The sequence below is a fragment of the Bradyrhizobium sp. F1.13.3 genome, assembly GCF_040548265.1.
GTDB lineage: Bacteria > Pseudomonadota > Alphaproteobacteria > Rhizobiales > Xanthobacteraceae > Bradyrhizobium.
This window is the reverse complement of the sequence record NZ_JBEPRI010000002.1, coordinates 853272-875549: the sequence shown is the minus strand read 5'-3', so window position 1 is coordinate 875549 and position 22278 is coordinate 853272. Positions and strand designations below refer to the sequence as shown.

At 65.4% G+C, this 22278-nt stretch carries 21 protein-coding genes and 1 tRNA gene; 6 read left to right on the top strand and 16 right to left on the bottom strand.

What is annotated here, in order from left to right:
• Window positions 1-42: 42 nt before the first annotated feature.
• The 7 genes from ABIB66_RS08920 to ABIB66_RS08890 all read right to left on the bottom strand — a co-directional run bounded on the left by ABIB66_RS08920 (window position 43) and on the right by ABIB66_RS08890 (window position 7821).
• Window positions 43-855, bottom strand: coding sequence for an enoyl-CoA hydratase (locus tag ABIB66_RS08920; RefSeq protein WP_354209722.1), 813 nt, complete (start codon window positions 853-855; stop codon window positions 43-45).
• A 123-nt stretch (window positions 856-978) separates the two neighbouring features.
• Window positions 979-1773 (bottom strand): glutamine amidotransferase, encoded by a 795-nt coding sequence (locus tag ABIB66_RS08915; RefSeq protein ID WP_354209724.1) that lies wholly within the window; start codon window positions 1771-1773, stop codon window positions 979-981.
• 127 nt (window positions 1774-1900) lie between these two features.
• Complete coding sequence (locus tag ABIB66_RS08910) at window positions 1901-2680, bottom strand: SDR family NAD(P)-dependent oxidoreductase (protein WP_354209725.1); 780 nt, start codon at window positions 2678-2680, stop codon at window positions 1901-1903.
• A 228-nt stretch (window positions 2681-2908) separates the two neighbouring features.
• Entirely contained in the window at window positions 2909-3397 is a 489-nt protein-coding gene (locus tag ABIB66_RS08905; RefSeq protein ID WP_275169090.1) for a tellurite resistance TerB family protein, read from the bottom strand.
• A 194-nt stretch (window positions 3398-3591) separates the two neighbouring features.
• Window positions 3592-5001, bottom strand: a complete 1410-nt coding sequence (locus ABIB66_RS08900) for an adenylate/guanylate cyclase domain-containing protein (RefSeq protein ID WP_354209727.1) — start codon at window positions 4999-5001, stop codon at window positions 3592-3594.
• A gap of 50 nt (window positions 5002-5051) precedes the next feature.
• Entirely contained in the window at window positions 5052-6419 is a 1368-nt protein-coding gene (locus tag ABIB66_RS08895; RefSeq protein WP_354209728.1) for a cytochrome P450, read from the bottom strand.
• Window positions 6420-6453: 34 nt separating this feature from the next.
• Window positions 6454-7821 (bottom strand): hydrolase, encoded by a 1368-nt coding sequence (locus ABIB66_RS08890; RefSeq protein WP_275169085.1) that lies wholly within the window; start codon window positions 7819-7821, stop codon window positions 6454-6456.
• Between the two features lie 162 nt (window positions 7822-7983).
• Here ABIB66_RS08890 and ABIB66_RS08885 point away from each other — a divergent pair, with 162 nt between their 5' ends.
• Window positions 7984-9672: an MFS transporter gene (locus ABIB66_RS08885; protein WP_275169083.1), complete on the top strand. Its 1689-nt coding sequence runs from the start codon at window positions 7984-7986 to the stop codon at window positions 9670-9672.
• Window positions 9673-9743: 71 nt separating this feature from the next.
• Here ABIB66_RS08885 and ABIB66_RS08880 read toward each other — a convergent pair whose 3' ends face one another.
• Together ABIB66_RS08880 and ABIB66_RS08875 are read right to left on the bottom strand one after the other, a co-directional pair.
• Window positions 9744-9956 carry a hypothetical protein gene (locus tag ABIB66_RS08880; RefSeq protein WP_275169082.1) on the bottom strand — a complete coding sequence of 71 codons (213 nt, stop codon included), beginning with the start codon at window positions 9954-9956 and terminating at the stop codon, window positions 9744-9746.
• Between the two features lie 196 nt (window positions 9957-10152).
• Window positions 10153-10464, bottom strand: coding sequence for a hypothetical protein (locus tag ABIB66_RS08875; RefSeq protein WP_354209787.1), 312 nt, complete (start codon window positions 10462-10464; stop codon window positions 10153-10155).
• A 253-nt stretch (window positions 10465-10717) separates the two neighbouring features.
• Here ABIB66_RS08875 and ABIB66_RS08870 point away from each other — a divergent pair, with 253 nt between their 5' ends.
• A complete protein-coding gene (locus ABIB66_RS08870) occupies window positions 10718-11764 on the top strand; it encodes a polysaccharide deacetylase family protein (RefSeq protein WP_354209729.1) in 1047 nt (348 codons plus the stop codon).
• 76 nt (window positions 11765-11840) lie between these two features.
• On the opposite strand, the gene ABIB66_RS08865 is transcribed toward ABIB66_RS08870, so the two are convergent.
• The 5 genes from ABIB66_RS08865 to ABIB66_RS08845 form a co-directional block, all read right to left on the bottom strand.
• Window positions 11841-12236: a hypothetical protein gene (locus ABIB66_RS08865; RefSeq protein WP_354209730.1), complete on the bottom strand. Its 396-nt coding sequence runs from the start codon at window positions 12234-12236 to the stop codon at window positions 11841-11843.
• A gap of 218 nt (window positions 12237-12454) precedes the next feature.
• Window positions 12455-12530: transfer RNA gene (locus ABIB66_RS08860), tRNA-Thr, on the bottom strand.
• A gap of 100 nt (window positions 12531-12630) precedes the next feature.
• Window positions 12631-14430 carry a heme biosynthesis HemY N-terminal domain-containing protein gene (locus ABIB66_RS08855; protein WP_354209731.1) on the bottom strand — a complete coding sequence of 600 codons (1800 nt, stop codon included), beginning with the start codon at window positions 14428-14430 and terminating at the stop codon, window positions 12631-12633.
• 36 nt (window positions 14431-14466) lie between these two features.
• The gene (locus ABIB66_RS08850) at window positions 14467-15714 is read right to left on the bottom strand and encodes a COG4223 family protein (protein ID WP_354209732.1); all 1248 of its coding nucleotides are present in this window, start codon (window positions 15712-15714) and stop codon (window positions 14467-14469) included.
• A gap of 69 nt (window positions 15715-15783) precedes the next feature.
• The gene (locus tag ABIB66_RS08845) at window positions 15784-16530 is read right to left on the bottom strand and encodes a uroporphyrinogen-III synthase (RefSeq protein WP_354209733.1); all 747 of its coding nucleotides are present in this window, start codon (window positions 16528-16530) and stop codon (window positions 15784-15786) included.
• 164 nt (window positions 16531-16694) lie between these two features.
• Between ABIB66_RS08845 and tsaD the strand changes: the two genes are divergently transcribed.
• Genes tsaD through ABIB66_RS08830 form a run of 3 tightly spaced genes read left to right on the top strand, consistent with a single transcriptional unit; the run spans window position 16695 to window position 19167 of the window.
• The gene (gene tsaD, locus ABIB66_RS08840) at window positions 16695-17768 is read left to right on the top strand and encodes a tRNA (adenosine(37)-N6)-threonylcarbamoyltransferase complex transferase subunit TsaD (RefSeq protein WP_275169071.1); all 1074 of its coding nucleotides are present in this window, start codon (window positions 16695-16697) and stop codon (window positions 17766-17768) included.
• Window positions 17769-17770: 2 nt separating this feature from the next.
• Window positions 17771-18751 (top strand): NAD(P)H-dependent glycerol-3-phosphate dehydrogenase, encoded by a 981-nt coding sequence (locus ABIB66_RS08835; RefSeq protein ID WP_354209734.1) that lies wholly within the window; start codon window positions 17771-17773, stop codon window positions 18749-18751.
• A 2-nt stretch (window positions 18752-18753) separates the two neighbouring features.
• Window positions 18754-19167: an EVE domain-containing protein gene (locus tag ABIB66_RS08830; RefSeq protein ID WP_354209735.1), complete on the top strand. Its 414-nt coding sequence runs from the start codon at window positions 18754-18756 to the stop codon at window positions 19165-19167.
• Between the two features lie 88 nt (window positions 19168-19255).
• On the opposite strand, the gene ABIB66_RS08825 is transcribed toward ABIB66_RS08830, so the two are convergent.
• Window positions 19256-20350, bottom strand: coding sequence for an adenylate/guanylate cyclase domain-containing protein (locus ABIB66_RS08825; protein ID WP_354254705.1), 1095 nt, complete (start codon window positions 20348-20350; stop codon window positions 19256-19258).
• A gap of 101 nt (window positions 20351-20451) precedes the next feature.
• On the opposite strand from ABIB66_RS08825, the gene ABIB66_RS08820 reads away from it, so the two are divergent.
• Complete coding sequence (locus ABIB66_RS08820) at window positions 20452-20907, top strand: SRPBCC family protein (protein ID WP_354209736.1); 456 nt, start codon at window positions 20452-20454, stop codon at window positions 20905-20907.
• Between the two features lie 13 nt (window positions 20908-20920).
• Here ABIB66_RS08820 and ABIB66_RS08815 read toward each other — a convergent pair whose 3' ends face one another.
• Window positions 20921-22090, bottom strand: a complete 1170-nt coding sequence (locus tag ABIB66_RS08815) for a DNA topoisomerase IB (RefSeq protein ID WP_354209737.1) — start codon at window positions 22088-22090, stop codon at window positions 20921-20923.
• Window positions 22091-22278: the final 188 nt, after the last annotated feature.

The following is a 22278-nucleotide window of genomic DNA, read 5'->3' as shown; positions in this document are numbered from 1 at the left end:
TAGCCCGAAGGGCGAAGCCGGGCTCCATCCGAAATCTCCCCCCTACTTCCCCGTAAACCTTGGCGGCCGCTTCTCCATGAAGCTCGCGACCCCCTCCCTGAAATCGCTGCCGTTCAGCGCCACCATCATGTCGCGGTTGGCCGCGATCGTCGCCTCCGCCAACGTCTGGAACGGCACCTCGTAAAGCTGCCGCTTGATCACGGCCATCGCGCTCGGCGAGACGAAATCGGCAAGGTCGCGCGCATAGGCATAGGTCTCCTCGCGCAGCTTCTCTGGCGAGCAGAGCCGGTTGACCAGCCCGATCCGCAATGCCTCGTCGCTCGAAACGCGGCGCGCCGAGAGCAACAGATCCATCGCGTTGGCATGGCCGACGATTCGCGGCAGCATCCAGCTGATGCCGTGCTCGGCGATCAATCCGCGCCGCGCGAAGGCGGTGGTGAACACGGTGTTGTCGGCGGCAAAGCGCAGGTCGCAATAGAGCGCGTGGACGAGGCCGATGCCGGCGGTTGCGCCGTTGAGCATGGCGATGACAGGCTTTCCGATCGACGGATAGAAGCCATAGCGCGTCTGCCAGTCGGGCCGCCGGTTCATGTCGAAGGGCGGAAGGTTCGACGCGCGCCTGACATCATCGGGGTCGAGCCCCTTCAATGCGTCCATGTCGGCACCGGCGCAGAAAGCGCGGCCCGCGCCGGTGATGACGATGACGCGGACATTGTCATCAGCGCTCGATGCTTCCATCGCATGGCGCACGTCGCGCTCCATGATGGGGGTCCACGCATTCATGCGGTCGGGACGGTTGAGCGTGATGGTCGCGACCTTGTCGCTGACGTCATAGAGAATGTGTTCATAGCCCATGGCGCTCTCCCTTTGTTTGCCGGCACGCGTTCGCGCGCGCTCGTTGGCAGCGAGCTTAGCATATCAAGGGATGAGACAAGGGCTTGCGCCAAGGACCTGCGTTAAGGACCTGAGAAGGCGCGATTACTCGGCGGCTTGCGCCAGCACCGGCCGGCGCACCAGCCAGCCGTCGATGAAATGATCGAGCCAGGCGCGTTCCGCGGCATCGTAGACGGCACGGTCCGCGAAATGGTGATGCCGCTGCCGCGCGCCGGGCGCGCTGAGGCCGTCATAGCCGCGCGTGGTCCAGCGATGCATCATCGCGTAGGTCACGTCAGGATGAAACTGCACGCCGAAAGCGTTGCCGGTGCGGAACGCCTGCACGGGAAAATCATCACCTTCCGCAATCAGTTCAGCGCCAACCGGCAACTCGAAGCCTTCGCGATGCCAGTGATAGACCCGCGCCGGCCAGTGCGGGCACAGCCCGTGGCCCGCGGGTGTCGGGCGGATCGGGTAGTAGCCGATCTGGGTCAGTGCATCCGCATGCGGCGCGACGCGAGCCCCTAACCGCTTCGCCAGCATCTGCGCGCCGAGGCAGATGCCGAGGAACGGCCGCTGTTCGCGGAGCGGAATTTCGATCCAGTCGATCTCGCGGCGGATGTAGTCGTCGGGATCGTTGGCGCTCATGGGACCGCCGAAGACCACAGCGCCGGCATGCCGGTCGAGGGTCTCGGGCAGCGGATCGCCGAAGCGGGGACGGCGGATGTCGAGGCGATGGCCGAGCGCGCGCAGCGCATTGCCGACGCGGCCGGGCGTCGATGATTCCTGATGCAGGATGATCAGAACCGGCAACCGAGTTTCGGAGGCAGCGACGTTCGGCGTCCTTCTGGGGAAGGGCACCACTTCTGCGCCACCAAACCTGTTCGTCCGGAACGACATGGTCTCTGCGAGTGCTATCGGTTCAGACCGCCAGCATAACTAAGCGATCGTTAATTTCGTGTGAGTTTGCGCACACACACGCCCGATAGAAAGCAAGCTCCGGGACACTACGGACCGAGAGCTCTCTTCAGTATCTTTGCCTCTGAAACCGGCTGGTGGCGGACAGGATGAAGCCACGGGGGAAGAAGCGCAGGGCGAATGGCACAATCTTGATGCCCAGACCGGGGAGCACTGCCCGCTTGTTGGCCATCAGGCCGCGATAGGCCTGCCGTGCGACCTCGGCGGCAGGAACATTGAGAAGGGCCGTATCATGCCCCGACCCCACGCCGGCGCGCGCCTGGAATTCGGTGGGCACCGGGCCCGGGCAAAGTACGGTGACGCGAACGCCGTGCGGTGCAAGCTCCGCCCGCAAGGCCTCGGTGAAGGAAATCACATAGGCCTTGGACGCGTAGTAGACGGCCATGCCGGGGCCGGGCAGAAAGCCGGCGACCGATCCGACATTGAGAAGACCGCCCTTGTTCCTGATCAACTGATCGGCAAAGCGCAGCGACAGATCCGTCAGAGCCCGGACGTTGACATCCACGATGCCGAGCTGCTCGACCCGGTCACGCTCGATTGCGTCACCGAATACGCCGAAGCCGGCATTGTTGACGAGATGATCGAGCTCGACGCCTTCGGCAGCGAGCGCGGCGGCGATCTTCTCGCCGACATCCGCATCCTCAAGATCGCAGGCGATCACGATCGGCTTCTTGCCGCCCTTGGCGGCGATCTCGTTCGCGAGCGCCTCGAGCCGGTCTGCGCGTCGCGCCGTCAGCGCAAGACGGTGTCCGTTCGCGGCGAACACACGCGCCAGCTCCGTGCCGATGCCCGCCGAGGCACCGGTGATCAGTGTTACCCGCTCAGTCACGATCGAGATCTCTTGATGTAAGTTTTTTGGCCCCGCAATGCTGGAACGAGAGCATAGGCCGAGCGCGACAGGCAAGCGGCGTCCGCCGCATAGCCACTTGAACGGGAAACGGGGAAGCAGGAAACCCGCGGATTTACAGCGGAAATCCGGAACCCGGGCAGCCCAGAGGCTACATTAAAGTTTCGTCATGTGATCTGCACAACCGTCAATTGGCGGAGTCGGCAGGGATCACCCACCGACCGCGTCGTCCTTGACCTGGCCGCCGGCGCGGTCTGCGACCGCGTGCTTCAGGTCGATCCGGTCGCGCTGGGCGATCCCGAGCAGGTCGGAGGCGCGCCAGACGACATTGTCCTCGAACTCCGTGACCTGGCCATCGGCGTAGACCAGCTCCCACATCATCTGGACGACCCGCTTGCGGCCCTCTTCGTCGAGCGAGCGCATCATGACGCTAGTGAAGTGATAAAGGTCGACCGCTTCGCCCTCGACTTCTGTCGCATCCGCGATCAGACGATCGGCAGTGCCGCGATCGAGCCCGAAGTGGCTTTCGATCAGGCTGTGCAATTTGCGCTGCTCGGCAGCCGTCGGCTGGCCGTCCAGCGAGATCACGTGAACCAGCAGCGCGGTCGCCGCCAGCCGGTAGTCGCTGTCATCAAATGCGCGGTCCTGGGCATGGGGAGCAACAATGTCGGCGATGAATTGGCGCAGGCCGTCGAGCATAAGGTCCTACCGAAATCGATGAAGCCGCGGAAGCGCGGCCGCTACCAGCATTATATGAGCAGGAAACTCAACCGGCGCAACGTGTGTCAGTTCCGCGCACTGCATTACGTTTCGGCAATCCAAAGTCCGTGATTTTGGAGTAGGACAAGCCAAGTGCGCACATGTCGTCCCGGCGAAGGCCGGGACGACACCAATTACGGTATCTCGTACACCACCATCTTGTCGGCGATGCCGCGCAGTGCGGCCTGCTTCTGGATCGGCATGATTTCGCGCTGCTTGAGGACTTCGGCGACCGCCGGCGCATCCAGCACTGGGCCGGTGATGTGGATCTCCTGCGCGGTCGAGAGGCTCTGCACGCGGGCGGCGATGTTGACGGTCTGGCCGAAATAATCCTGCCGCTCGTTAAGCATCACCGCGAGGCACGGACCTTCATGGATGCCGATCTTGACGACGAGGTCGGCGGTGCCGCGCTTTTTGTTGAGCTCGTCCATCGCCGCGCGCATCCGCAAACCCGCCGCGATCGCATGCTCGGGACGGATGAAGGTCGCCATCACGGCGTCGCCGATGGTCTTCACCACCGCGCCCTTCTCCGACGAGATGATCTCGAGCAGCGCGTGGAAATGCGCGCGCACGAGGTCGAAGGCGGCGAGATCGCCGACGCGCTCATAGAGCGCGGTCGACCCCTTCAAATCGGTGAACAGGAAGGTCAGCGATGTGATCTGGAGCCGCTGGTCGAGACTGAGATTATCCGCTTTGAACACATCGCGAAACGTCTGGTTCGACAGCATCCGCTTGGCGGTGAGAAACGGCTTGCGCTTGCCTATGAGGTGATGGAGCGCCTCGGCCGCGATGAAGACCGACGGCAGCACGCGTACGCCGGCCTGGTTCTCCAGCGACAGCCGCAGCGGGCCCGGCCGCATGGTCGTGGTTCCCGTCGGCGCCTGCACCCTGTTGTACATGATGGCGAGCTGCTGACGGTCCTTGGTCGGCTCGCCCTGCACGTCGATGAAATGGGCCGCGTGCGTCACCGGTTCGAAGATGATGATGAAATCGTTCGGCAGTTGCAGCGACATGGTCGCCTTCTCGCCGGCCGGCAGCTCCATCGTATCCAGCGTCACCTCGTTGGCGAGCGTCGCAAACGATTCCTTGTTGAAGTCGACGCCGGAACTCCAGAACACCTGCTTGAAGTACTCCCACACCGGAAGCGTATCAGGATCATGCGCCGCAATGCGCCGGACGCGTGAATTGACGGTGAAGGAGACTTCGACCTGATCATCGACGGAGGCCTTGTAGCCGCATGCGCACAGCGCACAATGATAATCGTCGGGCTTGAGCGCCTTCAGGGTCGAGTGCGCCCCTAACACGCCGCCGCAGCCCGGGCACAGCACATTCCAGCCCAGATCGAACAGGCCGAGCCGCGCCGAATGCAGGAATGCCGAGATCGCGTGCTCTTCATCGAGGCCGTGCTGTTTCGCGAAATCGAGGACATTGACGCGGTTGAGCTCGTGATCCTCGCCGTCCTCGATCAGCCGCGAGATCGCGTCGACCACTTTCGCATCGGCGGTCTGCTTCAGAACAGACAACTGGGCCTGGATATCGCTCATGGCGTAACTCTATCTGGTGTGGATCACGCCGTCGGCCAGGCGAACGCCCGTCACCGACGCGTGATGCGGAACAGGGGCGAACGGTCCGGCTGGGTCGTGACGACGCCGAGGGGAATGACAGGGCTGGTATCGGCAAGCTCGACACGGAACGCGCCGATCAGCCGGGCCAGCGCCAGCACGGATTCGGCTTGCGCAAACGGGGCGCCGATACAGACGCGCGGACCCGCGCCAAAGGGCAGATAGGCAAACCGATCGGGCGCTTCCGTCGACATGAAGCGTTTCGGGATGAACGCGTTCGGCTGATCCCACAGCTTCTCGTGCCGGTGCAGCAGCCACGGTGCGATCATGATGATGTCGCCCTTGCCGATGGCGACGCCGGCCGCGTTGTCCTTCTCGCGCGCGGCCCGGGCGATCAGGAAGGCCGGCGGATAAAGCCGCATGGTCTCCTCGATCGCGGCACGGGTGAACTTCTGGCGATCGATGTCAGCCATGCTGTCGAGATGTTCGCCACGCGTCTCGGAGGCGATCTCCTCCTGCGTATCGGGATCGAGCGCGAGCAGATAGAGCGCCCAGAACAGCGCGGTCGCCGTGGTCTCGTGACCAGCGAGGATCATGGTCGCGACTTCGTCCACGAGTTGCTCGTCCGAAAAGCCCTTTCCGGTTTCGGGGTCGCGCGCCTCGTCCATGAGGTCGAACAGGTCGCGTGGCGGCGCGCCGTCTTTCTTGCCCATCTCCCGCCGCTCGGCGATCAGCATCGCGACGAATTCGGTCCAGCGCTTGCGGAAACGGGCACGGGCAAAATCCATCGGACTCGGCCAGGACAGGGGCAGCACCATGTCGAGCAAGTACGGTCGCCCAAGCCGGGCTCCATACTCCATGACGAAGTTGCGCAAGGCCGGACCATGCCGGTCCATGCCGAACGAGAACATGGTGCGTCCGGCGATCTCCAGCGTCATCCGCTGCATGACCTCGCGCAGGTCGACTGGCTCGCTCGTTCGCGCGTCGAGTTTCGCGATGGTCTCGTCGAGCACCGCCGTCATGTGCGGAACGAGATTTGCCGTCGCCCGCGGCGTGAACGCCGGCGCGAGGGTGCGCCGCTGAAACGTCCACGAATGGCCCTCCGCAATCAGAAGACCGTCGCCAAGCACGGGACGAAGCATGCGGATGCCCGCCGGGGTGCGCGAATAATTCTCGTAATTGCTGAGCAGCACATGCCGGATCGCATCCGGCCGGTTCAGGATAAAACTGTTGCGGAAGAAGAAGCGGCCCTCGATGACGTCTTCCTCATAGGCGCGCTGCCCCCAGGTCGCGATCATGTTCCGCTTGAGCACGGCAAGCCGGCCGAGGAACGACATGTCGTCGGGCGCACGCGGCGGGGTCGGAGGGACGATGGGCCGACGCACGCTGGCGATGTTCATGGCTCGCTCCCGCAGAGGTGACGCAGGCAATTAGCTAGTAAGTCAGCTCGGCAATCGCAATCCTGTTCTCTTGGGCAGGCCAGGCGCGTGCCACAATTCGTTCTTCGCCAAATTGGGCCACGATGTTACGCCCGATCTCGCCGGCCGGAAGGCGCAATGTTGCTGTCGAATCAGTGGGCACACCCGATTTGACGTCCGCCGGCTCCTTGCCGTCGAGCAGCACCACGTCCCGCGGCAGGCCGAAATAGCCGCGCGGACGCGACATGATCACGACAACCCCGGCGTCCTTGTCCGCGGGCCCGAGCGGACGCGCGGCGCGCAGATGCACCACGTCCGACGAGCGCGGGAAGGGCGAGCGGTAGATATGCGTCGTCGGCGCATCCGGCGCTGCGAGGGCGAATTCGAGCGACCAGGAAGGCTCGACCTGCGCCGGTCCCCAGCGGCCGTCGGCGCCGGTCTTCGCACTGTACACGGCGCTGCCCTTGCGCTCACCGGTTTCAGGATCGACGCGAAAGACATCGACGGTTGCACCGGCCACCGGCCGGTTGGTCGGCGTGCCGCCCGGTGTGCCCGTCACGAGGCCGCTCAGCCTGACGCTCTGCTCCGGCACGATCGCGACGCGCGCGGGCTCGCGGGCGGCGATGAACTTATAGATCTCGCGGAAAGCTCGGGGGTGGAATGCCACTTCGCGATGATCGAGTGCGCCGAGCACGAGGTTGGTGGCCCCCTTCAACTCCGGACCTTCGACGTTGACGCCGGTCGGCGTACCGGGCTTGCCGATGAAGCGGCCATCGGCCTGCGCGTATTTGTCCATGCCGTCGCTGCGCAAGGTGAGAAAGGCGACACCCGGCGTCACCTCGCTCTCGCCATCGTTCAGGCCGCGCAGGAACGCGCCGCGGCCGTTGAACTCGCTGTTCGGCTGGTCGTCGGTCGCGAACACGCCGTGATTGGGCGTGCCGCAGAGCACGGCGTGGCTGACATCGGCGGCGCCGCCGCTCTTGATGACGTTTCGGATCGCGTAGCCGCCGCGCGAACTGCCGACCAGCGCCACGCGGGATGCACCGGTCCGGCGCTTCAATTGAACGATGGCAGCGGCAAGCTCGCGGCGCTGGTCCTCGGTCGAGGAGCGGCCCGCCTGCTCGACCTTGTCGTCGCTTCGTGCATTGGGATCGGTGAAATTGATCGCGGCCATGCGGTCTCGCGCGATGCCGTTGGATTCCATCCGCCACAAGGTCGTCATCCAGAGCGCATCGTAATCGCCATTGCCGTGGACGAACAGGATCGGAGGCACCTCGCTCGGCGCAGCGGGTGCGGGTTGAGCCGATGCACCCGTCCGCAAGCTCGCAATTGCGAAGGGCAAGCTGCCGGCCCCTTGCAAGATCATCCGTCGCGACAGCTTCATATGTTCCTCCCCCGCCAAACCATCTCTTTGCACCGCTTATACCGGCCTAACCACTGGACAGCGAAGGACTTTCGCGGGCATCACTGAACTTGCCGGAATCGCCCAAAGACCACTCCAAGACAACCGTCAAGACAACTTCTGCCAGCCCAATTGGAAGGGGATATGACCGAGCAGACGAACCGTCAGAAAGTTGACGCCGACGGCATCATGGCGCCGCTGCGGTACACCGTGTTCAGGCGCATCTGGCTCGCCAGCCTGCTCTCCAATCTCGGCCTGCTGATCCAGGGCGTGGGCGCCGCCTGGGCAATGACGCAGATGGCGGCCTCGGCGGACAAGGTGGCGCTGGTGCAGACCGCCCTGATGCTGCCGATCATGCTGATCTCGATGCCGGCGGGCGCCATCGCCGACATGTATGACCGCCGTATCGTGACCCTGATCGCGCTCATGATCGCGCTGACTGGCGCGACCGCACTCACGGTCCTGGCCTGGCTCAACTACATTTCCCCAGAGACGCTGCTCATCTTCTGCTTCGTGGTCGGCAGCGGCAACGCACTGTTCGGTCCGGCCTGGCAGTCCTCGGTCAGCGAGCAGGTGCCGCCCGATGCACTGCCGTCGGCCGTCGCCCTGAACGGCATCAGCTACAACATCGCGCGCAGCTTCGGCCCGGCAGTCGGCGGCGTCATCGTCGCCGCGCTCGGCGCCGTCGCGGCATTTGCGTGTAACGCGATCCTCTATTTGCCGTTGCTGGTGGTGCTGCTGCTCTGGCGGCGCAACACCGAGCCCTCGCGCCTGCCGCGGGAGAAGCTCAACCGCGCCATGGTGTCGGGCTTCCGCTACATCACCAATTCGCCGCCGATCAAGATCGTGCTGTTGCGCACGCTGGTGATGGGCCTGATTGGCGGTGCCATCATGGCGCTGATGCCGCTGGTCGCGCGCGATCTGCTGCATGGCGGCGCGCAGACCTACGGCATCATGCTCGGCGCCTTCGGCATGGGCGCCGTAGTCGGTGCACTCAACATCCACGAATTGCGCAAGCGCATGAGCGGCGAAGCCGCGATCCGCGCCTGCACCATCTCAATGGCGTTCGCGATGGCTGCTCTCGCCGTGAGCACAGAGCCGGTGCTGACCGCGGCTGCGCTGGTGCTCGCAGGCGCGGTCTGGATGGCCGCCATCGCGCTGTTCAATATCGGCGTGCAGCTCTCGGCGCCGCGCTGGGTCGCCGGCCGCTCGCTTGCGGCGTTCCAGGCCTCGATTTCCGGCGGCATCGCGATCGGCGCCTGGGGCTGGGGCCATCTCACCGACTATGCCGGCGTCGAGGTCGCACTGCTGACGGCTGCAGGCCTGATGCTGATCTCGCCGGTGCTGGGGATCTGGCTCACGATGCCGCGCGTCGGCGCCCGCAACGAAGACGCCGACTTGCTGGCGGATCCGGAAGTCAAATTGTCGCTCACGGCGCGCAGCGGGCCGCTGGTGGTCGAGATCGAATACCGCGTCGCCCAAGAGAACGCGCGCGCCTTTCACAACGTGATGCAGGACGTGCAGCTCTCTCGGCAGCGCAACGGTGCCTATGGCTGGTCGATCGCGCGCGACATCGCCGATCCCGAATTGTGGACCGAGCGCTACCACTGTCCGACCTGGCTCGACTATTTGCGCCAGCGCAACCGCTCGACACAGTCCGAACGCGCGCTGCATCAGGAGGCGATCGATTTCCACATCGGCCCCGATCCGGTGCGGATCCGCCGCATGCTCGAGCGTCCGTTCGGCTCGGTGCGCTGGAAAGAGGAGACGCCGGACCAGGCAGCAAGTGAGGTGCTGCCCGTGGTCGCCACCGCGGCGGGAAGCAGCACGTAGGCCTCTGGCAGACTCCGCCGTCGTCCCGGCCTAGTGCGCAATTGCGCACTAGGCCGGGACGACAAATACAGTTACTGCCCGTGATCCGTCAGCACCTTGTCGCAGCCTTTGGTGAGCCGCGTACGGTTCTGCTTGAGGCAGGCGAGCACAGCCTGATCGCCATTGTTCATCACCGGGCGGCAGAAGCGCGTCACATCGCGCGCACAGGCGTCGTGACCGGGCTGCTGCGCTGACGCAGCCGATGCAAGCAGGATCAATGGAATGATGAAAAGAAATCTGGTCATCGCGTAATGCCTCTTACCCGGAAGATGTGCGGGCGAAGCTAGAGCGACGATCCCGAAGCCGCAACGGCTTTATTGAAAGGCGGGCTTGCGCCGCCGCGTGGCTCCGGCATTCACGCCGGGGCACATCGCGAGGGGAGCTAACTGACGCAACGACGCCATCGTTGCTGTTAGTGGCTGTCTCTTACTGACTGTCTCTTTACTGGCTGTCCTGGGCGTCAGCGACCTTGCGTGACGCGCCGCCTTTGGCGAGTTCCTTGTCCATCACGGTGCGGCAACCGGCGCTCAGATCCGAACGATGCTTCATCATGCACGCCGTGATCTTCGGAATGTTCGGGATTTCCGACGAGCACAGACGGAAGGCGTCGCCGGTGCACTGCTGCTGCGCTTCGGACGAGAAGGCGAAGCTCGAGCTGGTCGAGGCGATCGAGAGGATGGCGGCAAAGCCCAGAGCCAGGCTGGTGTCGCGGATCTTGCTACTCAAGGACTTGGTGTTCAGCGAGTTGGTCATTTGAAGCTCCCATTGGCACCGCTGGAAGCGGGCCCGTTGTTGATGGGATCGACAATGCTCCAGCAAAACAGTTTCCACTGTGATGACGGTCACGGGAGGCCCACCCTCTGTGACTTCGGTCACTTTGGCGCACCTCGCTGAAATTCCTCCCGATCGGCGGTCGTGTTGGTGTCACGTTAACCGATCCTTCGCATTAATGGCTCGTCGAGCGGGAAATTCCGCCGGTTTGGTTGCGTAATTGGAAAGAATGGCGATGCGTAATGCGTTGGGCCTGATGCTGGCCAGTGTAGTTGCGGCGGTCGTGATTGCCGCCGGCGGTTGGTTTTATTATTCCTCGCGCGCCGACCAGGCCGCTCCCAAGACGATTGCCGCCCGTGCCGCCGATCCATTGCCGGCACAGGCGAAGCTCGCCGCCAAGGACGACGTCGCGACCACGGCGGCGATTGCGGCGAAGCCGGCGGCACCTGCTCCGGCGCCCGCACCCGCGCCGGTGCCGGTGCAGCAGAAATCGACCTGCGCCAATCCCAACGCGCTCGGCGTCTCCCGCGTGGTCGAGATCGACACCACCGGCGGTCCGGGCTTCGGCTTCGATCATTTCAAGCAGTTCGACTTCCTCACCGACAAGGAGGTCGTGCTGACCTTCGATGACGGTCCCTGGCCGGTCAACACGCCCGCGGTGCTGAAGGCGCTCGCGGATGAATGCACCAAGGGCCTGTTCTTCTCGGTCGGCAAGCATGCGACCTATCATCCCGAAATCCTGCGCCAGGTGCTGGCCCAGGGCCATACGGTCGGCACTCACACCTGGTCGCACGTGAATTTGAACGGCAAGAAGATGACGGAGCAAATGGCCAAGGACGAGGTCGAGAAGGGCTTTAGCGCAGTGAGATTCGCGCTCGGCACCAACCCCGCACCGTTCTTCCGCTTCCCGCAGCTTCAGCACAATCCGGCGATCGTGAGCTATTTCGGCACCCGCAACGTCGCAATGTTCTCGACCGACATCGACTCCTTCGACTTCAGGAAGGGCGCGACGCCGGAGAAGATCATCGAGACCGTGATGACCAGGCTCGACAAGCTCGGCAAGGGCATCATCCTGATGCACGACTTCCAGAAGCACACGGGCGAAGCCATGCCGGCGCTGCTCGCGCGGTTGAAGGCCGGCGGCTACAAGATCGTGCAGATGAAAGCCAAGACGACCTTCCAGACGCTGCCGGAATATGACGAGGCGCTGCTGAAGGACCTGAAGGTGCCGACCTCGAGCGCGCGTCCGATCGGGAGCGTGGTGCAGACGGTTTCGCAATAACGCGTCCAGTCCGATCCAAAACTCTTGCGTCATGGCCGGGCTTGTCCCGGCCATATGCTTTTTGAGAGCAGGCGCCTTACCAGTAGATGCCGTGACGATGCAGCTCGCTGATGATGCGGCCTTCGGTCCAGCTGCGCTTGTGCTTCGGCTTGTCTGCCTTGGCCGTCGTCTTCGCAGCGGGTTGGGCCGTCGCCGCGGGCGCTGAGGCCATCGTGGTTGTGGGTGTGGTCGTTGGTTGAGCGGCCGCCGCAGGCGCCGTAAGCGAAACCGCCGGCGGGCGATCGAGATATTTCGGAGCTTCGACGGCTGGCGCTGCTTCGCTCACCTGCGTCGGCGCGGCAGCAAGCATCGGCGCCGTTTGCTGAACCGAAGCCGGCTCGCTCACCGCGGACAACGACAGGCTGCGCGGGCCTCCAGCCTGGGCAGATGCAGAGACCAGCACCATGGCGGCCACCAGAATGATCTTGCGCATATGAAATCTCCCCGTGTTTTGGCGTGAGCCGGACACTACGGAAGCCGATCGCGGGCTTATGTGATCGCGATCACTCAGGTTGGCGTGCGATATTGAATCCTTCTCCATCGCGGTGATGCAATGCTGCGCTCACCGGACTCATCTGTGCAGTGCGCTCATGGTGACCGAATGCGCCGGTCAGAACGCCTGGCTTGCGAGGATCAAATGAGCTTGGGCGCTGGTGCCGCAAGAGGGATTCGAACCCCCGACCCCGTCATTACGAATGACGTGCTCTACCAACTGAGCTATTGCGGCGAACCTTGCCGGGGCCCGCGCGAGGCCGGTCCCGTTACGCGCGCTCCTGATATCGGGCATGGCCCGAATTGGCAAGGTGGAGCCGGCTCCCAAATGCCGCTCACCCGCCCCAGCGAGACCAGAATCCGCGCCAGCCGCCGGCCTGGGCCTTTGCGTGGTCCCTGGGCGTGCCGATTTGTTCCGTAAATTCGTCGCTCGGACCCTCGTCGTCGATCCCTGGATCATCAGGGGCGCGAACGATCGGGATGACGGCGGGAATAGGCGCTGGTGTGGGCTTGCCGAGGTCGGCGCGGGTCCGGAACACCGGCGTTGCCGCCGCGGGCGATGATTCGGCGATCTCGGGGGCCGGTTGGACCGGCTCGGCGGGCGTGACGACCGGCTCTTCCTTGACGGTTTCTTTGGCGGTCTCCTTGGCGGCTTCCTCTAAGATCTCCTTGGCCTCGAGGGGCGGCGAATTGTCCTGTGGGGCAGGCACCGGATCCGGCGCCGTTACGGCCGGTTCCGCCGGGCTTTCGCTCGGGACCGCCGTCACCCGCTTCGGCGGCGGGGCCGCCAGCATGGCTTCCTCGAAGGCTGAGGATTCGATCATGGCGCCCTTGTCGGAAGGAAGATTCGCGACCGGTGTTTGCCACTGGAACGCGTCGAGGCGGCCGGTGACCGGGGAGACCGGACGCCAGCGGTCGCTGACATAACCGTCCGCGGTCCAGGCCGGATCATGGCGGGCGCGCACCGCGCGCAAGGTCCAGGCGCGGGCCCGGCCGCCGTCACCATGCTCGGTACGTTCGATCTCGGCCATCAGCAGCGCCACGCGCTGGGTCGGATCGTTGACATAAGGCGACAGCACCGCGCGCGCACGGGCGAACTCGGACGCATCGATCGCGGCGCGCGCGATCGCCAGCTGGCCCTCGACATAACCAGCCTTGTCGGCAGGAATCTTGGCCGCAAGCGTCTCGACCCGCTGCAAGCGCTGCCGCGCGGAATCGCCGAGCTTCACATGCGCATAGGCATCGGCGAGATCAGGATGCGGATTGGCGAGCCAGGCGGTTTCCACCAGCTTCATGGCGCGGCGCACCTGATGCGCCTCGCTCTCGAATTTTGCAGCGAGCACTGCGGCGGGAACCAGGGTCGGCGCGAGCTTGACCGCCTGCATCACGCTCTCGCGCGCGACGTCGCGGTCCATCGTTTCCAATTCCAGCGCGCGGGCGGCGAGCAGCACGCCGCGCTGGCGGCGATAGGCCTGCTTGTCGATCAGGCCCGCGGACAGATTCGAATCGAGGATCGCGAGCGCGCCACTCCAGTCACCGCGCGCGCAACGGAAGCCGAGCACCGCATGCGAAGCCCAGGTCGAGGACGGCGACAGCTTGATCGCTTCCTCGGCGATCATCACCGCGCCGACCGCATCGTCGGCGCGCTGCGCCTCGATGAACAGGCCGCGCAGGCCGAGCAGGCGCGTGTCCTCGCGCTCGGCCATGACACGGAAGACGCGCTGGGCCTCGTCGCGATTGCCGTCGAGCTGCGCCGATTGCGCATGCAAGAGAAGCGCGAGCGGATCGTTTGCGGCCAGCCGCCGCGCGGTATCGGCGTGGCGACGGGCAAGCGCGGTGTCGCCATGGCCGATCGCAAGCAGGCCGTGGGTGATGGCGTGGCGGCCGCGCGCATGACGCTTTTCGTGACGACGGCGGCGCAGACGCCCCGGAGCGCGCCAAGCCATCGTCAGCAGGCTCCAGACCAGCACGACCGCCGCGGCAAACAGGCCAAGCAAGAGCACGAATCTGGGAAGCGTCGTTGTGGCGCGGAAGGCGCCCGCGGTTAGGACGAGGTCGCCGGGCTGATCGGCAACCCAGGCCGCGCCGGCCGCCGCCAGCGCGATCAGGACGAGGAAGAGGACGATGCGAAGCATGACGATCCCTATACGCGCTGATTGTTGCGCGAACCTTTATTGACCAGGCTTGACGAGATCCGCCATGGCGCCGTCGGCGAATTTGCGTGAGGCGGCGAGCGCCGCGTCACGGGCATCGGCCTTGTCGAGCCAGGCTTGTGCCGGTGCACGATCGGCCTCGGGCAGCGTCTTCAACTCGCGCCGTGCCTCGACGAAATCGTTGCGCAACGCAGCCGACGTCACACGCGCGACGATGGCGCCGCGATCGTTGCCGACCCCGTCGGTACGCTCGATGCGGACGAGTTTTGACGCCCCCGCCTGAAGACGCTCGACGATTCCGGTGCCGCTGGCCGGGGCTTCCGCCGGCGGCGACAATTTTGGCACGATGTTGAGGAGCTCGCGACTCAACGCGACCGGCGTCGGAATGCCTGACGATGCAAAGGTGTCGAGCGGCTTCAGCATATCCGGCTTTGTTGCCAGCGACCGCGCTGCGGCGAGCTGAGATTCGTAAGCGTCGCCGTGGCGAACAGCGACGTCGAGCAGGGCCGCCGCCACCACGTGGCGCAGCGGCTTGTCGTCCATCGCCTTGGCGTCGGCGATCTTCTCGCTCTGCTGCGCAAGTTCGGCACGTTCGGTCTTGCTGGCGCGCTCGAGCTGCGCGAGGCGGTCGTTGAGAGCGGCGAGATCGGGCGCGGCGGCACTCGGCGCGGATTTTGCGTCGTTCATGGCACTCGCGGTCTTGTCGGACTGTGCGCGCAAATTGGCGATGTCGCCGCGCAGGCTCGTTGCGGATTTCTCCAGCGCGTCGATCCGCGCCACCATGGCCGGATCGGCGGCAGGCTTGCCCGCCTTGGCTTCGACTGCGGCCACGCGCCCGCTCAGCGCCTCGACGGTTGCGCCCGTCACTTGCGGAGCAGCCGGCGGCGCCTGCACCGCAGGCCAGCCCAGCATCCAGCCGACGGCGATCACAATGGCGGCTGCAACGGCGCCAGAGAACGGAGCGATAACCCAGGGTGAAATCGACGGCGATACCGACGCGGCCGCAACGGAAGATTCTTCCTCGGCAGGCTCGGGCTGCGGCTCGGCATCGGCCTGTTCGGAGTTGCCCTCTTCAGACTTGCCCTCTTCAGATTTGGCTTGCTCATGCACGGCCTGTTCGGTCGCTGCCTCAGTCTCAGGCGCGCCCGCCACCTCCTGCGGCTGGGTCGAGACTTCGGTTGCCTCGAGGTCGATGGTGGGCGGGGTGCGCCTGGCACGGCTAGACTCGGGAGCCGATCCTGCGTCTTCAGGCTTGTCGTCGGCCATCGTGACGGTTCCTCACACTTACCTGCCCTGAACGAACGGATCCGATTACCTCGGATTCGGCCCGACCTCTTACGCCAAACGGGTGCGCAAAGCACGCTCCAAGGTGTCGAATAAGGCATTTTCGTCCGGCGTCGCGGCCACCAGAACCTGCGCGGCACCGGCCTCGCGCAGAACGCCGGCGACGGTCTCGGACAGGCAGCATTGCGGGATCGCCAGGGCCGAGATTTCGACACCTTCGTCCCGCGCGGCTTCCAGGAAAGCCCGCGCGCTGCGCCGGGAGTAATGCAGCACCGCCTCGATCCCATGGGCGGCAAAGCCCTCACAGACATCACGCGGCAACAGCTTGACCGGCGCCATGCGATAGGTCGTCTGCGTGACGACGTTGAAGCCTTCGGCGCCCAGCTCACCGCCGAGGTCGCGCGACAGATCCGCGCCCGCGAGATAGAGCAACGTGCTCTTCTTGTTGAGCCGCTTGTCGCGCGCGCTCTGCATCACCTTGTCGCGCAAGGCCGCGGCATCGCCGCCGGCGACGACCACCTCGGCAAAGCCGGCATCGCGCGCGGCGGCGGCCGTGTGCTCGCCGACCGCGAACAGCGGCAGTTCCAGGAGACCAAGCTCCTGCAATTGCGGCGCGACACCACGAATCGCATTGGCCGACGTGACAATGACGGCGCTGTAGCTCGTTTCACTCTCGTCATGGAAGGCGACCGGCTCGCACTTGAGCACCGGCGCGAGCAGCACCACATGACCCCGTGCACGCAGATTTTCCGACGTCGCTTCATTGTCGGGATGCGGCCGTGTGACAAGAATGGACATCGCTTGTGTTCCCGAACCACGTGGCAGTGGCGCTTTGACGAGGGACGGCCGCGCGTGACGATTGCGTTGGCCGACCCCGGAATGCTACCGGACGTACCAGAACTCTGCTTTGCGGATGAGCGCAAGGGGGGCGAGAAGGGCGCAAATTGGATAACAATTCGCCAATGCTGGTACTGGGCATCGAAACCACCTGCGACGAGACCGCCGCGGCGGTGATCGAGCGTGCTCCTGACGGCAGCGGCAAGATCCTGTCCAATATCGTGTGGTCGCAGGTCGAGGAGCATGCCCGTTTCGGCGGCGTCGTACCGGAGATCGCGGCCCGCGCCCATGTCGACCTGCTCGACGGCATCATCGACCGCGCCATGACTGAGGCCGGCATCGACTTCGCCCAGCTCGACGGTGTCGCGGCCGCCGCGGGCCCGGGACTGATCGGCGGCGTCATCGTCGGGCTCACCACCGCGAAGGCGATCGCGATGGTGCACGACACACCGCTGGTCGCCGTGAACCATCTGGAAGCGCATGCGCTGACGCCGCGCCTGACCGACGCACTCGAATTTCCCTATTGCCTGTTTCTCGCCTCGGGCGGCCATACCCAGATCGTCGCCGTCACCGGCGTTGGTCAGTATGTGCGCCTCGGCACCACCGTCGACGATGCGATCGGCGAGGCCTTCGACAAGGTCGCGAAAATGCTGGGACTTCCCTATCCGGGCGGGCCGCAGGTCGAGCGCGCGGCAGCCAGCGGCGATCCCGCGCGATTTGCGTTTCCGCGGCCGCTGCAGGGACGCCCCGACGCCAACTTCTCGCTGTCGGGATTGAAGACGGCGGTGCGCAACGAAGCGAGCCGGTTGGCCGAGATCACGCCGCAGGACGTCAGCGATCTCTGCGCGAGCTTTCAGGCGGCCGTGCTCGACTCCACCGCCGACCGGTTGAGCGTCGGTCTGAAACTTTTCCGCGAGCAGTTCGGTGCGCCGCGTGCGCTGGTGGCGGCCGGCGGCGTCGCCGCCAATCAGGCGATCCGCGGGGCGCTGCATGACGTTGCGAGAAAGGCCGGAACACAATTGATCATGCCGCCGCCGGCGCTCTGCACCGACAACGGTGCGATGATCGCCTGGGCCGGCGCCGAACGTCTCGCACTCGGCATGACCGACACGATGGAAGCACAGCCCCGTGCGCGCTGGCTGCTCGATGCGAACGCGACGGCACCGGCCGGATACGGCAAGACGCGCGCGGGATTCTAGCAATGGCCGCATTCCACTCCGTGGCGGTGATCGGCGCGGGCGCCTGGGGCACGGCGCTGGCGATGGTGGCGGCGCGGGCCGGACGGAACGTGACGCTGTGGGCGCGCAATCCCGAGCACGCGACGCGAATCGCATCGACCCGCGACAATCCGCGGCTGCCCGGCGTGCGGCTTGCGCCGGAGATCATCGTCACGAGCGACCTGGCCCTCGCCGCGCGCGCGGACATGCTGCTGATCGCAGTGCCCGCGCAGCATCTGCGCGGTGCTGTCAACATGCTCGCCTCGCACCTGGAAAAGCCGGTGCCGATCATTGCCTGCGCCAAGGGCATCGAGCACGGCACCCATAAATTCATGACCGACGTGATCGCCGAGGCCGCGCCTCACGTCCAGCCGGCGATCCTGTCGGGGCCGAGCTTTGCCGACGATGTCGCGCGCGGCCTGCCGACGGCAGTGACGCTGGCGTCAAAGGACGACGCCTTGGCGAGCCACCTGGTGCAGGCGCTGGGCTCGCCGACCTTCCGGCCCTATCATTCCACCGATGTCCGCGGCGTCGAGATCGGCGGCGCCGCCAAGAACGTGCTGGCGATCGCGGTCGGCATCGCGGTCGGCCGCAAGCTCGGCGCTTCCGCCCAGGCCGCACTCACCACCCGCGCCTTTGCCGAGCTGACACGCCTCGGGCGCGCGCTCGGCGCACGCAGTGAAACACTCACGGGCTTGTCTGGACTCGGCGACCTGATCCTGACCTGCTCGAGCCCACAATCGCGCAATTTCGCGCTCGGCCTGGCGCTTGGCCGCAGCGAGCAGCCGCCCGCCGGCAAGCTTGCCGAAGGCGAATTCACCGCGCCGGTCCTGATCGAGCTCGCGGCTTCGCAAAACATCGAAATGCCAGTATCGGAAGCCGTCGCATCGATCCTGACCGGCAGAAGCACGATCGACGCCGCGATCTCGGGGCTCATGACGCGACCTTTCAAGGCAGAGGAATGAACATGGCGTACTGGCTGGTGAAATCCGAACCATCGGTGTGGTCCTGGGACCAGCAGGTGGCGAAAGGCGCCAAGGGCGAAGCCTGGACCGGCGTGCGCAATTACACCGCGCGCCAGAATCTCGTCGCCATAAAGAAGGGCGACAAGGCGTTCTTCTATCATTCCAACGAGGGCAAGGAGATCGTCGGCATCGCGGAAGTTATCAAGGAAGCCTACCCCGATCCGACCGACAAGACCGAAAGATTCGTCTGCGTCGACATCAAGGCCGACAAGCCGTTGAAGACACCGGTGACGATGGCGGCGATCAAGGCCGAGAAGAAGCTCGCCGACATGGCGCTGGTGAAATATTCCCGCCTGTCGGTGCAGCCGGTGACGGCCGAGGAATGGAAGCTCGTCTGCAAGATGGGTGGGATGTAGGCTTGCTGCCGTAGCCCGGATGGAGCGCAGCGCAATCCGGGAAAATCCCATGTGGCACGATCCCGGATTACGCTCCGCTCCATCCGGGCTACGATATCCGAGCTTGCGTCTCCGGCAGCGCAAACACCTCGCATGGCACGGCGATGCCGCGCAGCGAATGCGATCCAAGCGCGATCAGAGGCATGTCCGTCTCGGCGGCGAGCGCGCCCGACACCAGCACGGTTCTGCCGAGCGGCTTGCACAATCCTTCGAGCCGGCTGGCGAGATTGACGGCGGGACCGATCGCCGTGAAATCGAGCCGGTTGGCGGCACCGATATTACCCCACAGCATCTCGCCGAGATGCAGCGCCGCGCCGAACGCGAGCGGCGGCAGACCTTGTGCACGGCGCTCCGCGTTGAGATACGCCATCCCCGCTTCAGCCGCGCTCGCGGCACGCAGAGCCGCATCGCACGCGTGGCGCGGCGACGCCCCAAGCACCGGAAAGATCGCGAGCACGCCGTCGCCGATGAATTTCAGCACCTCGCCGCCGAACGCGTGAACCGCGCCGGCGATGCGATCGAACCAGGCATCGAGCGCCGCGATGACGTCGGCAGGCGGATTGGTTTCCGACAGGAGCGTGAAATTGCGCAGATCGGCATAGAGCAGCGCGGCCTGAATGGTCTCGCCGAGATCGCGCCGCAGGGGTGCGGCCAGCACCCGCTCCGCGCTGCGCTTGCCGAGATAAGCATCCAACGTCGCGCGCAACGTTGCACGCGCGGCAAGCACCGCAAGGGGTGTCGCGGCAAAGCGCGCGGCCTGGCGCAATTGCTCGGTCTCGTCCGCGGTGAACGGACGCGGCCCGATCCAGCCGAGCAACGGCCCGTCGGGGCGTCCGACCACGTCCTCGTGCACCCCACCGTCCGCGATGTCGCGCAGCCAGCGGCGGCCGGCATCGTTGGGCGGGTCGGGCGCGAGGCCGCCTGGTGCGAAGCCGAGCGCTTCGATCACCCGGCCGTTGTTCGCGCGCCACAACCAGGTCCGTTTCGCGATCAGCGGATGTGGCACCTCCAACGTCAGGCTGCCTGCCGCAAGCGGCACGCCGTCAGCGACCAGATGCGCGCCGAGGTCCGCGAGCAGACGGTCGGCCCCGGCGCTATCGGCGGCGGCATCGACAAGCCAGGCGAGCGTCGGCGAGAGGTACATGGCCCGATCATGACGATGCCAGGACCTCTTTGTCACGGGCAATCCTTGACGGGCCGCTCGCGCACCGCCATGTCCCACAGTCAGCCCAGGGATGATCGCCGATGACCGAACCGTTCATAGTGCGACGCGAGACCCAGATCGCCGCCCCGCGTGCCACCGTTTTCGCTTACCTGACCGACCCCGAGAAGATTTTGAGCTGGATGGGTTCCGACGCGTCCACGGAGCCGCATCCCGGCGGGCTATATCTGCTCAAAGGCATCGGCCCCCGCGGCGGCGTTGCCCGCGGCGCGTTCCGCGAGGTCGTGCCGGTGCATCGGCTCGCCTACACGTTTGGATGGGAAGGCGGCCAGGAAGTGCCGCCCGGCTCGAGCCTGATCGAGATCGACCTGATCGAACGCGACGGCGGCACATTGCTGCGCATGACCCATAGCGGGCTGCCGACCGAGGAACAGGCTGCCGCGCACGCGACGGGATGGGCGCACTATCTGGGACGGCTCACGGCGGCAGCCGCGGGCGGCGATCCTGGTCCCGACAACGGCGTTTCCAACAAGGCGTAGCGACGGGAGAGGATCAGACCGCCGCGGTCGCCACCACCTGCTGCAAAAGCTGCTCGCGCCTGGCCTGCGAGCGCTGGCCCTTCATGGTCGCGGCGAAGCGTTCGAGGATGCCGTCCTCGAACGCGGTGACGATGGTGTCGTGAACATAGCTCTTGCGGCAGATCGCCGGCGTGTTGGACAACTGATCGGCAGCGCCGCGGATGGCCTCCAGCACCTGCTTCTTGCGGCCACGCTGGCTGGTCGCCGGCGTGATCCGCGACAGCGATTCCACGACGACGGCAGAGGCCATCAGCGTGCGGAAATCCTTCAGCGAGATCTTGATGCCGGCGATCTCGCGCAGAAACGCGTTCACCTGCGTGGTGCTGACCGCGCGCACGATGCCATAGGGATCGCGATACTGGAACATGCGCTTGCCGGGAACGCCCTGCAAAATGCCGATGGCGCGCACGAGCTTGGCCGCGTCGCACTCCTTGCGCACCGCCTTGCCGCCCTTCGCCTTGAAGGTCAGCACGAAGCTGTCGTCTTCCAGCGAGACGTTGGACTTCAGCAGCGTGGTGGCTCCGCGTGTGCCGTTGAGACGGGCATAGGATTCGTTGCCGGGACGGATCGCGGTGCGCGCAATCAGTTCGATGACGGCCGAGAGCGCGAACTCGCGGGTCGGCTCGTCGCCCGACAGGAACGCCGAGACCTTGCGTCGGATCTTGGGCAGCGCGCCGACGAGCTTTTCCAGGCGATGCGCCTTGCGTTGCTCGCGGACCTTCTCCCAATCGGCGTGATAGCGATATTGCAGCCGGCCCGCGGCATCACGTCCCACAGCCTGGAGATGCGTGCTCGGATCCGCCGAGTAGCGCACCTCGCGATAGGCCGGCGGCACCGCCATAGAATGCAGCCGCCGAATAGTGCGGGCATCGCGGATGTGGACACCGTTGGGCCGCACGAACGAATAGCCCTTGCCGCGCCTGACGCGGCGGATGGTCAACTCATTCTGGTCGCCGAGCCGCAGGCCCAGCTCCTTGGCGAGGGCCTCGACCGTCGCCGCGGGCGCCGCGTCGAACACTTTTTTCGGGCTGGGACGGCCGGAACCGGCTGGTTTCGGCCATTGTCCGAGGGCTTTGGCCAGCGCAATGGCTGCAGGATCGGCTGAAGCGGGCCGCAAAGTCCCGAGATTCTGCTGATCCATCATAGTCTTATGCCTTAGCCTTGTTTGTTATCGGTCAATGCCGCTGTTCTGATTTTTGTTCCAAGGGGCCTCGTTGGACCCGGGTTGGCCATTTAGGGTGTTCCGAACCGCATTGCGAGTCCCGAATCAGTGAGAGACGGTTTCTAAATACCTCTGCGGGGTGCATGGCGCTCTGCGCGGGCCCATTCCGA

Bases quoted from the DNA above. Each gene is read 5' to 3' on its own strand.
- ABIB66_RS08920 (WP_354209722.1), bottom strand. From the start codon at position 855: ATGGGCTATGAACACATTCTCTATGACGTCAGCGACAAGGTCGCGACC.
- ABIB66_RS08915 (WP_354209724.1), bottom strand. From the start codon at position 1,773: ATGTCGTTCCGGACGAACAGGTTTGGTGGCGCAGAAGTGGTGCCCTTC.
- ABIB66_RS08905 (WP_275169090.1), bottom strand. From the start codon at position 3,397: ATGCTCGACGGCCTGCGCCAATTCATCGCCGACATTGTTGCTCCCCAT.
- ABIB66_RS08900 (WP_354209727.1), bottom strand. From the start codon at position 5,001: ATGAGCGATATCCAGGCCCAGTTGTCTGTTCTGAAGCAGACCGCCGAT.
- ABIB66_RS08895 (WP_354209728.1), bottom strand. From the start codon at position 6,419: ATGAACATCGCCAGCGTGCGTCGGCCCATCGTCCCTCCGACCCCGCCG.
- ABIB66_RS08890 (WP_275169085.1), bottom strand. From the start codon at position 7,821: ATGAAGCTGTCGCGACGGATGATCTTGCAAGGGGCCGGCAGCTTGCCC.
- ABIB66_RS08885 (WP_275169083.1), top strand. From the start codon at position 7,984: ATGACCGAGCAGACGAACCGTCAGAAAGTTGACGCCGACGGCATCATG.
- ABIB66_RS08880 (WP_275169082.1), bottom strand. From the start codon at position 9,956: ATGACCAGATTTCTTTTCATCATTCCATTGATCCTGCTTGCATCGGCT.
- ABIB66_RS08875 (WP_354209787.1), bottom strand. From the start codon at position 10,464: ATGACCAACTCGCTGAACACCAAGTCCTTGAGTAGCAAGATCCGCGAC.
- ABIB66_RS08870 (WP_354209729.1), top strand. From the start codon at position 10,718: ATGCGTAATGCGTTGGGCCTGATGCTGGCCAGTGTAGTTGCGGCGGTC.
- ABIB66_RS08865 (WP_354209730.1), bottom strand. From the start codon at position 12,236: ATGCGCAAGATCATTCTGGTGGCCGCCATGGTGCTGGTCTCTGCATCT.
- ABIB66_RS08855 (WP_354209731.1), bottom strand. From the start codon at position 14,430: ATGCTTCGCATCGTCCTCTTCCTCGTCCTGATCGCGCTGGCGGCGGCC.
- ABIB66_RS08850 (WP_354209732.1), bottom strand. From the start codon at position 15,714: ATGGCCGACGACAAGCCTGAAGACGCAGGATCGGCTCCCGAGTCTAGC.
- ABIB66_RS08845 (WP_354209733.1), bottom strand. From the start codon at position 16,530: ATGTCCATTCTTGTCACACGGCCGCATCCCGACAATGAAGCGACGTCG.
- tsaD (WP_275169071.1), top strand. From the start codon at position 16,695: ATGCTGGTACTGGGCATCGAAACCACCTGCGACGAGACCGCCGCGGCG.
- ABIB66_RS08835 (WP_354209734.1), top strand. From the start codon at position 17,771: ATGGCCGCATTCCACTCCGTGGCGGTGATCGGCGCGGGCGCCTGGGGC.
- ABIB66_RS08830 (WP_354209735.1), top strand. From the start codon at position 18,754: ATGGCGTACTGGCTGGTGAAATCCGAACCATCGGTGTGGTCCTGGGAC.
- ABIB66_RS08825 (WP_354254705.1), bottom strand. From the start codon at position 20,350: ATGTACCTCTCGCCGACGCTCGCCTGGCTTGTCGATGCCGCCGCCGAT.
- ABIB66_RS08820 (WP_354209736.1), top strand. From the start codon at position 20,452: ATGACCGAACCGTTCATAGTGCGACGCGAGACCCAGATCGCCGCCCCG.
- ABIB66_RS08815 (WP_354209737.1), bottom strand. From the start codon at position 22,090: ATGATGGATCAGCAGAATCTCGGGACTTTGCGGCCCGCTTCAGCCGAT.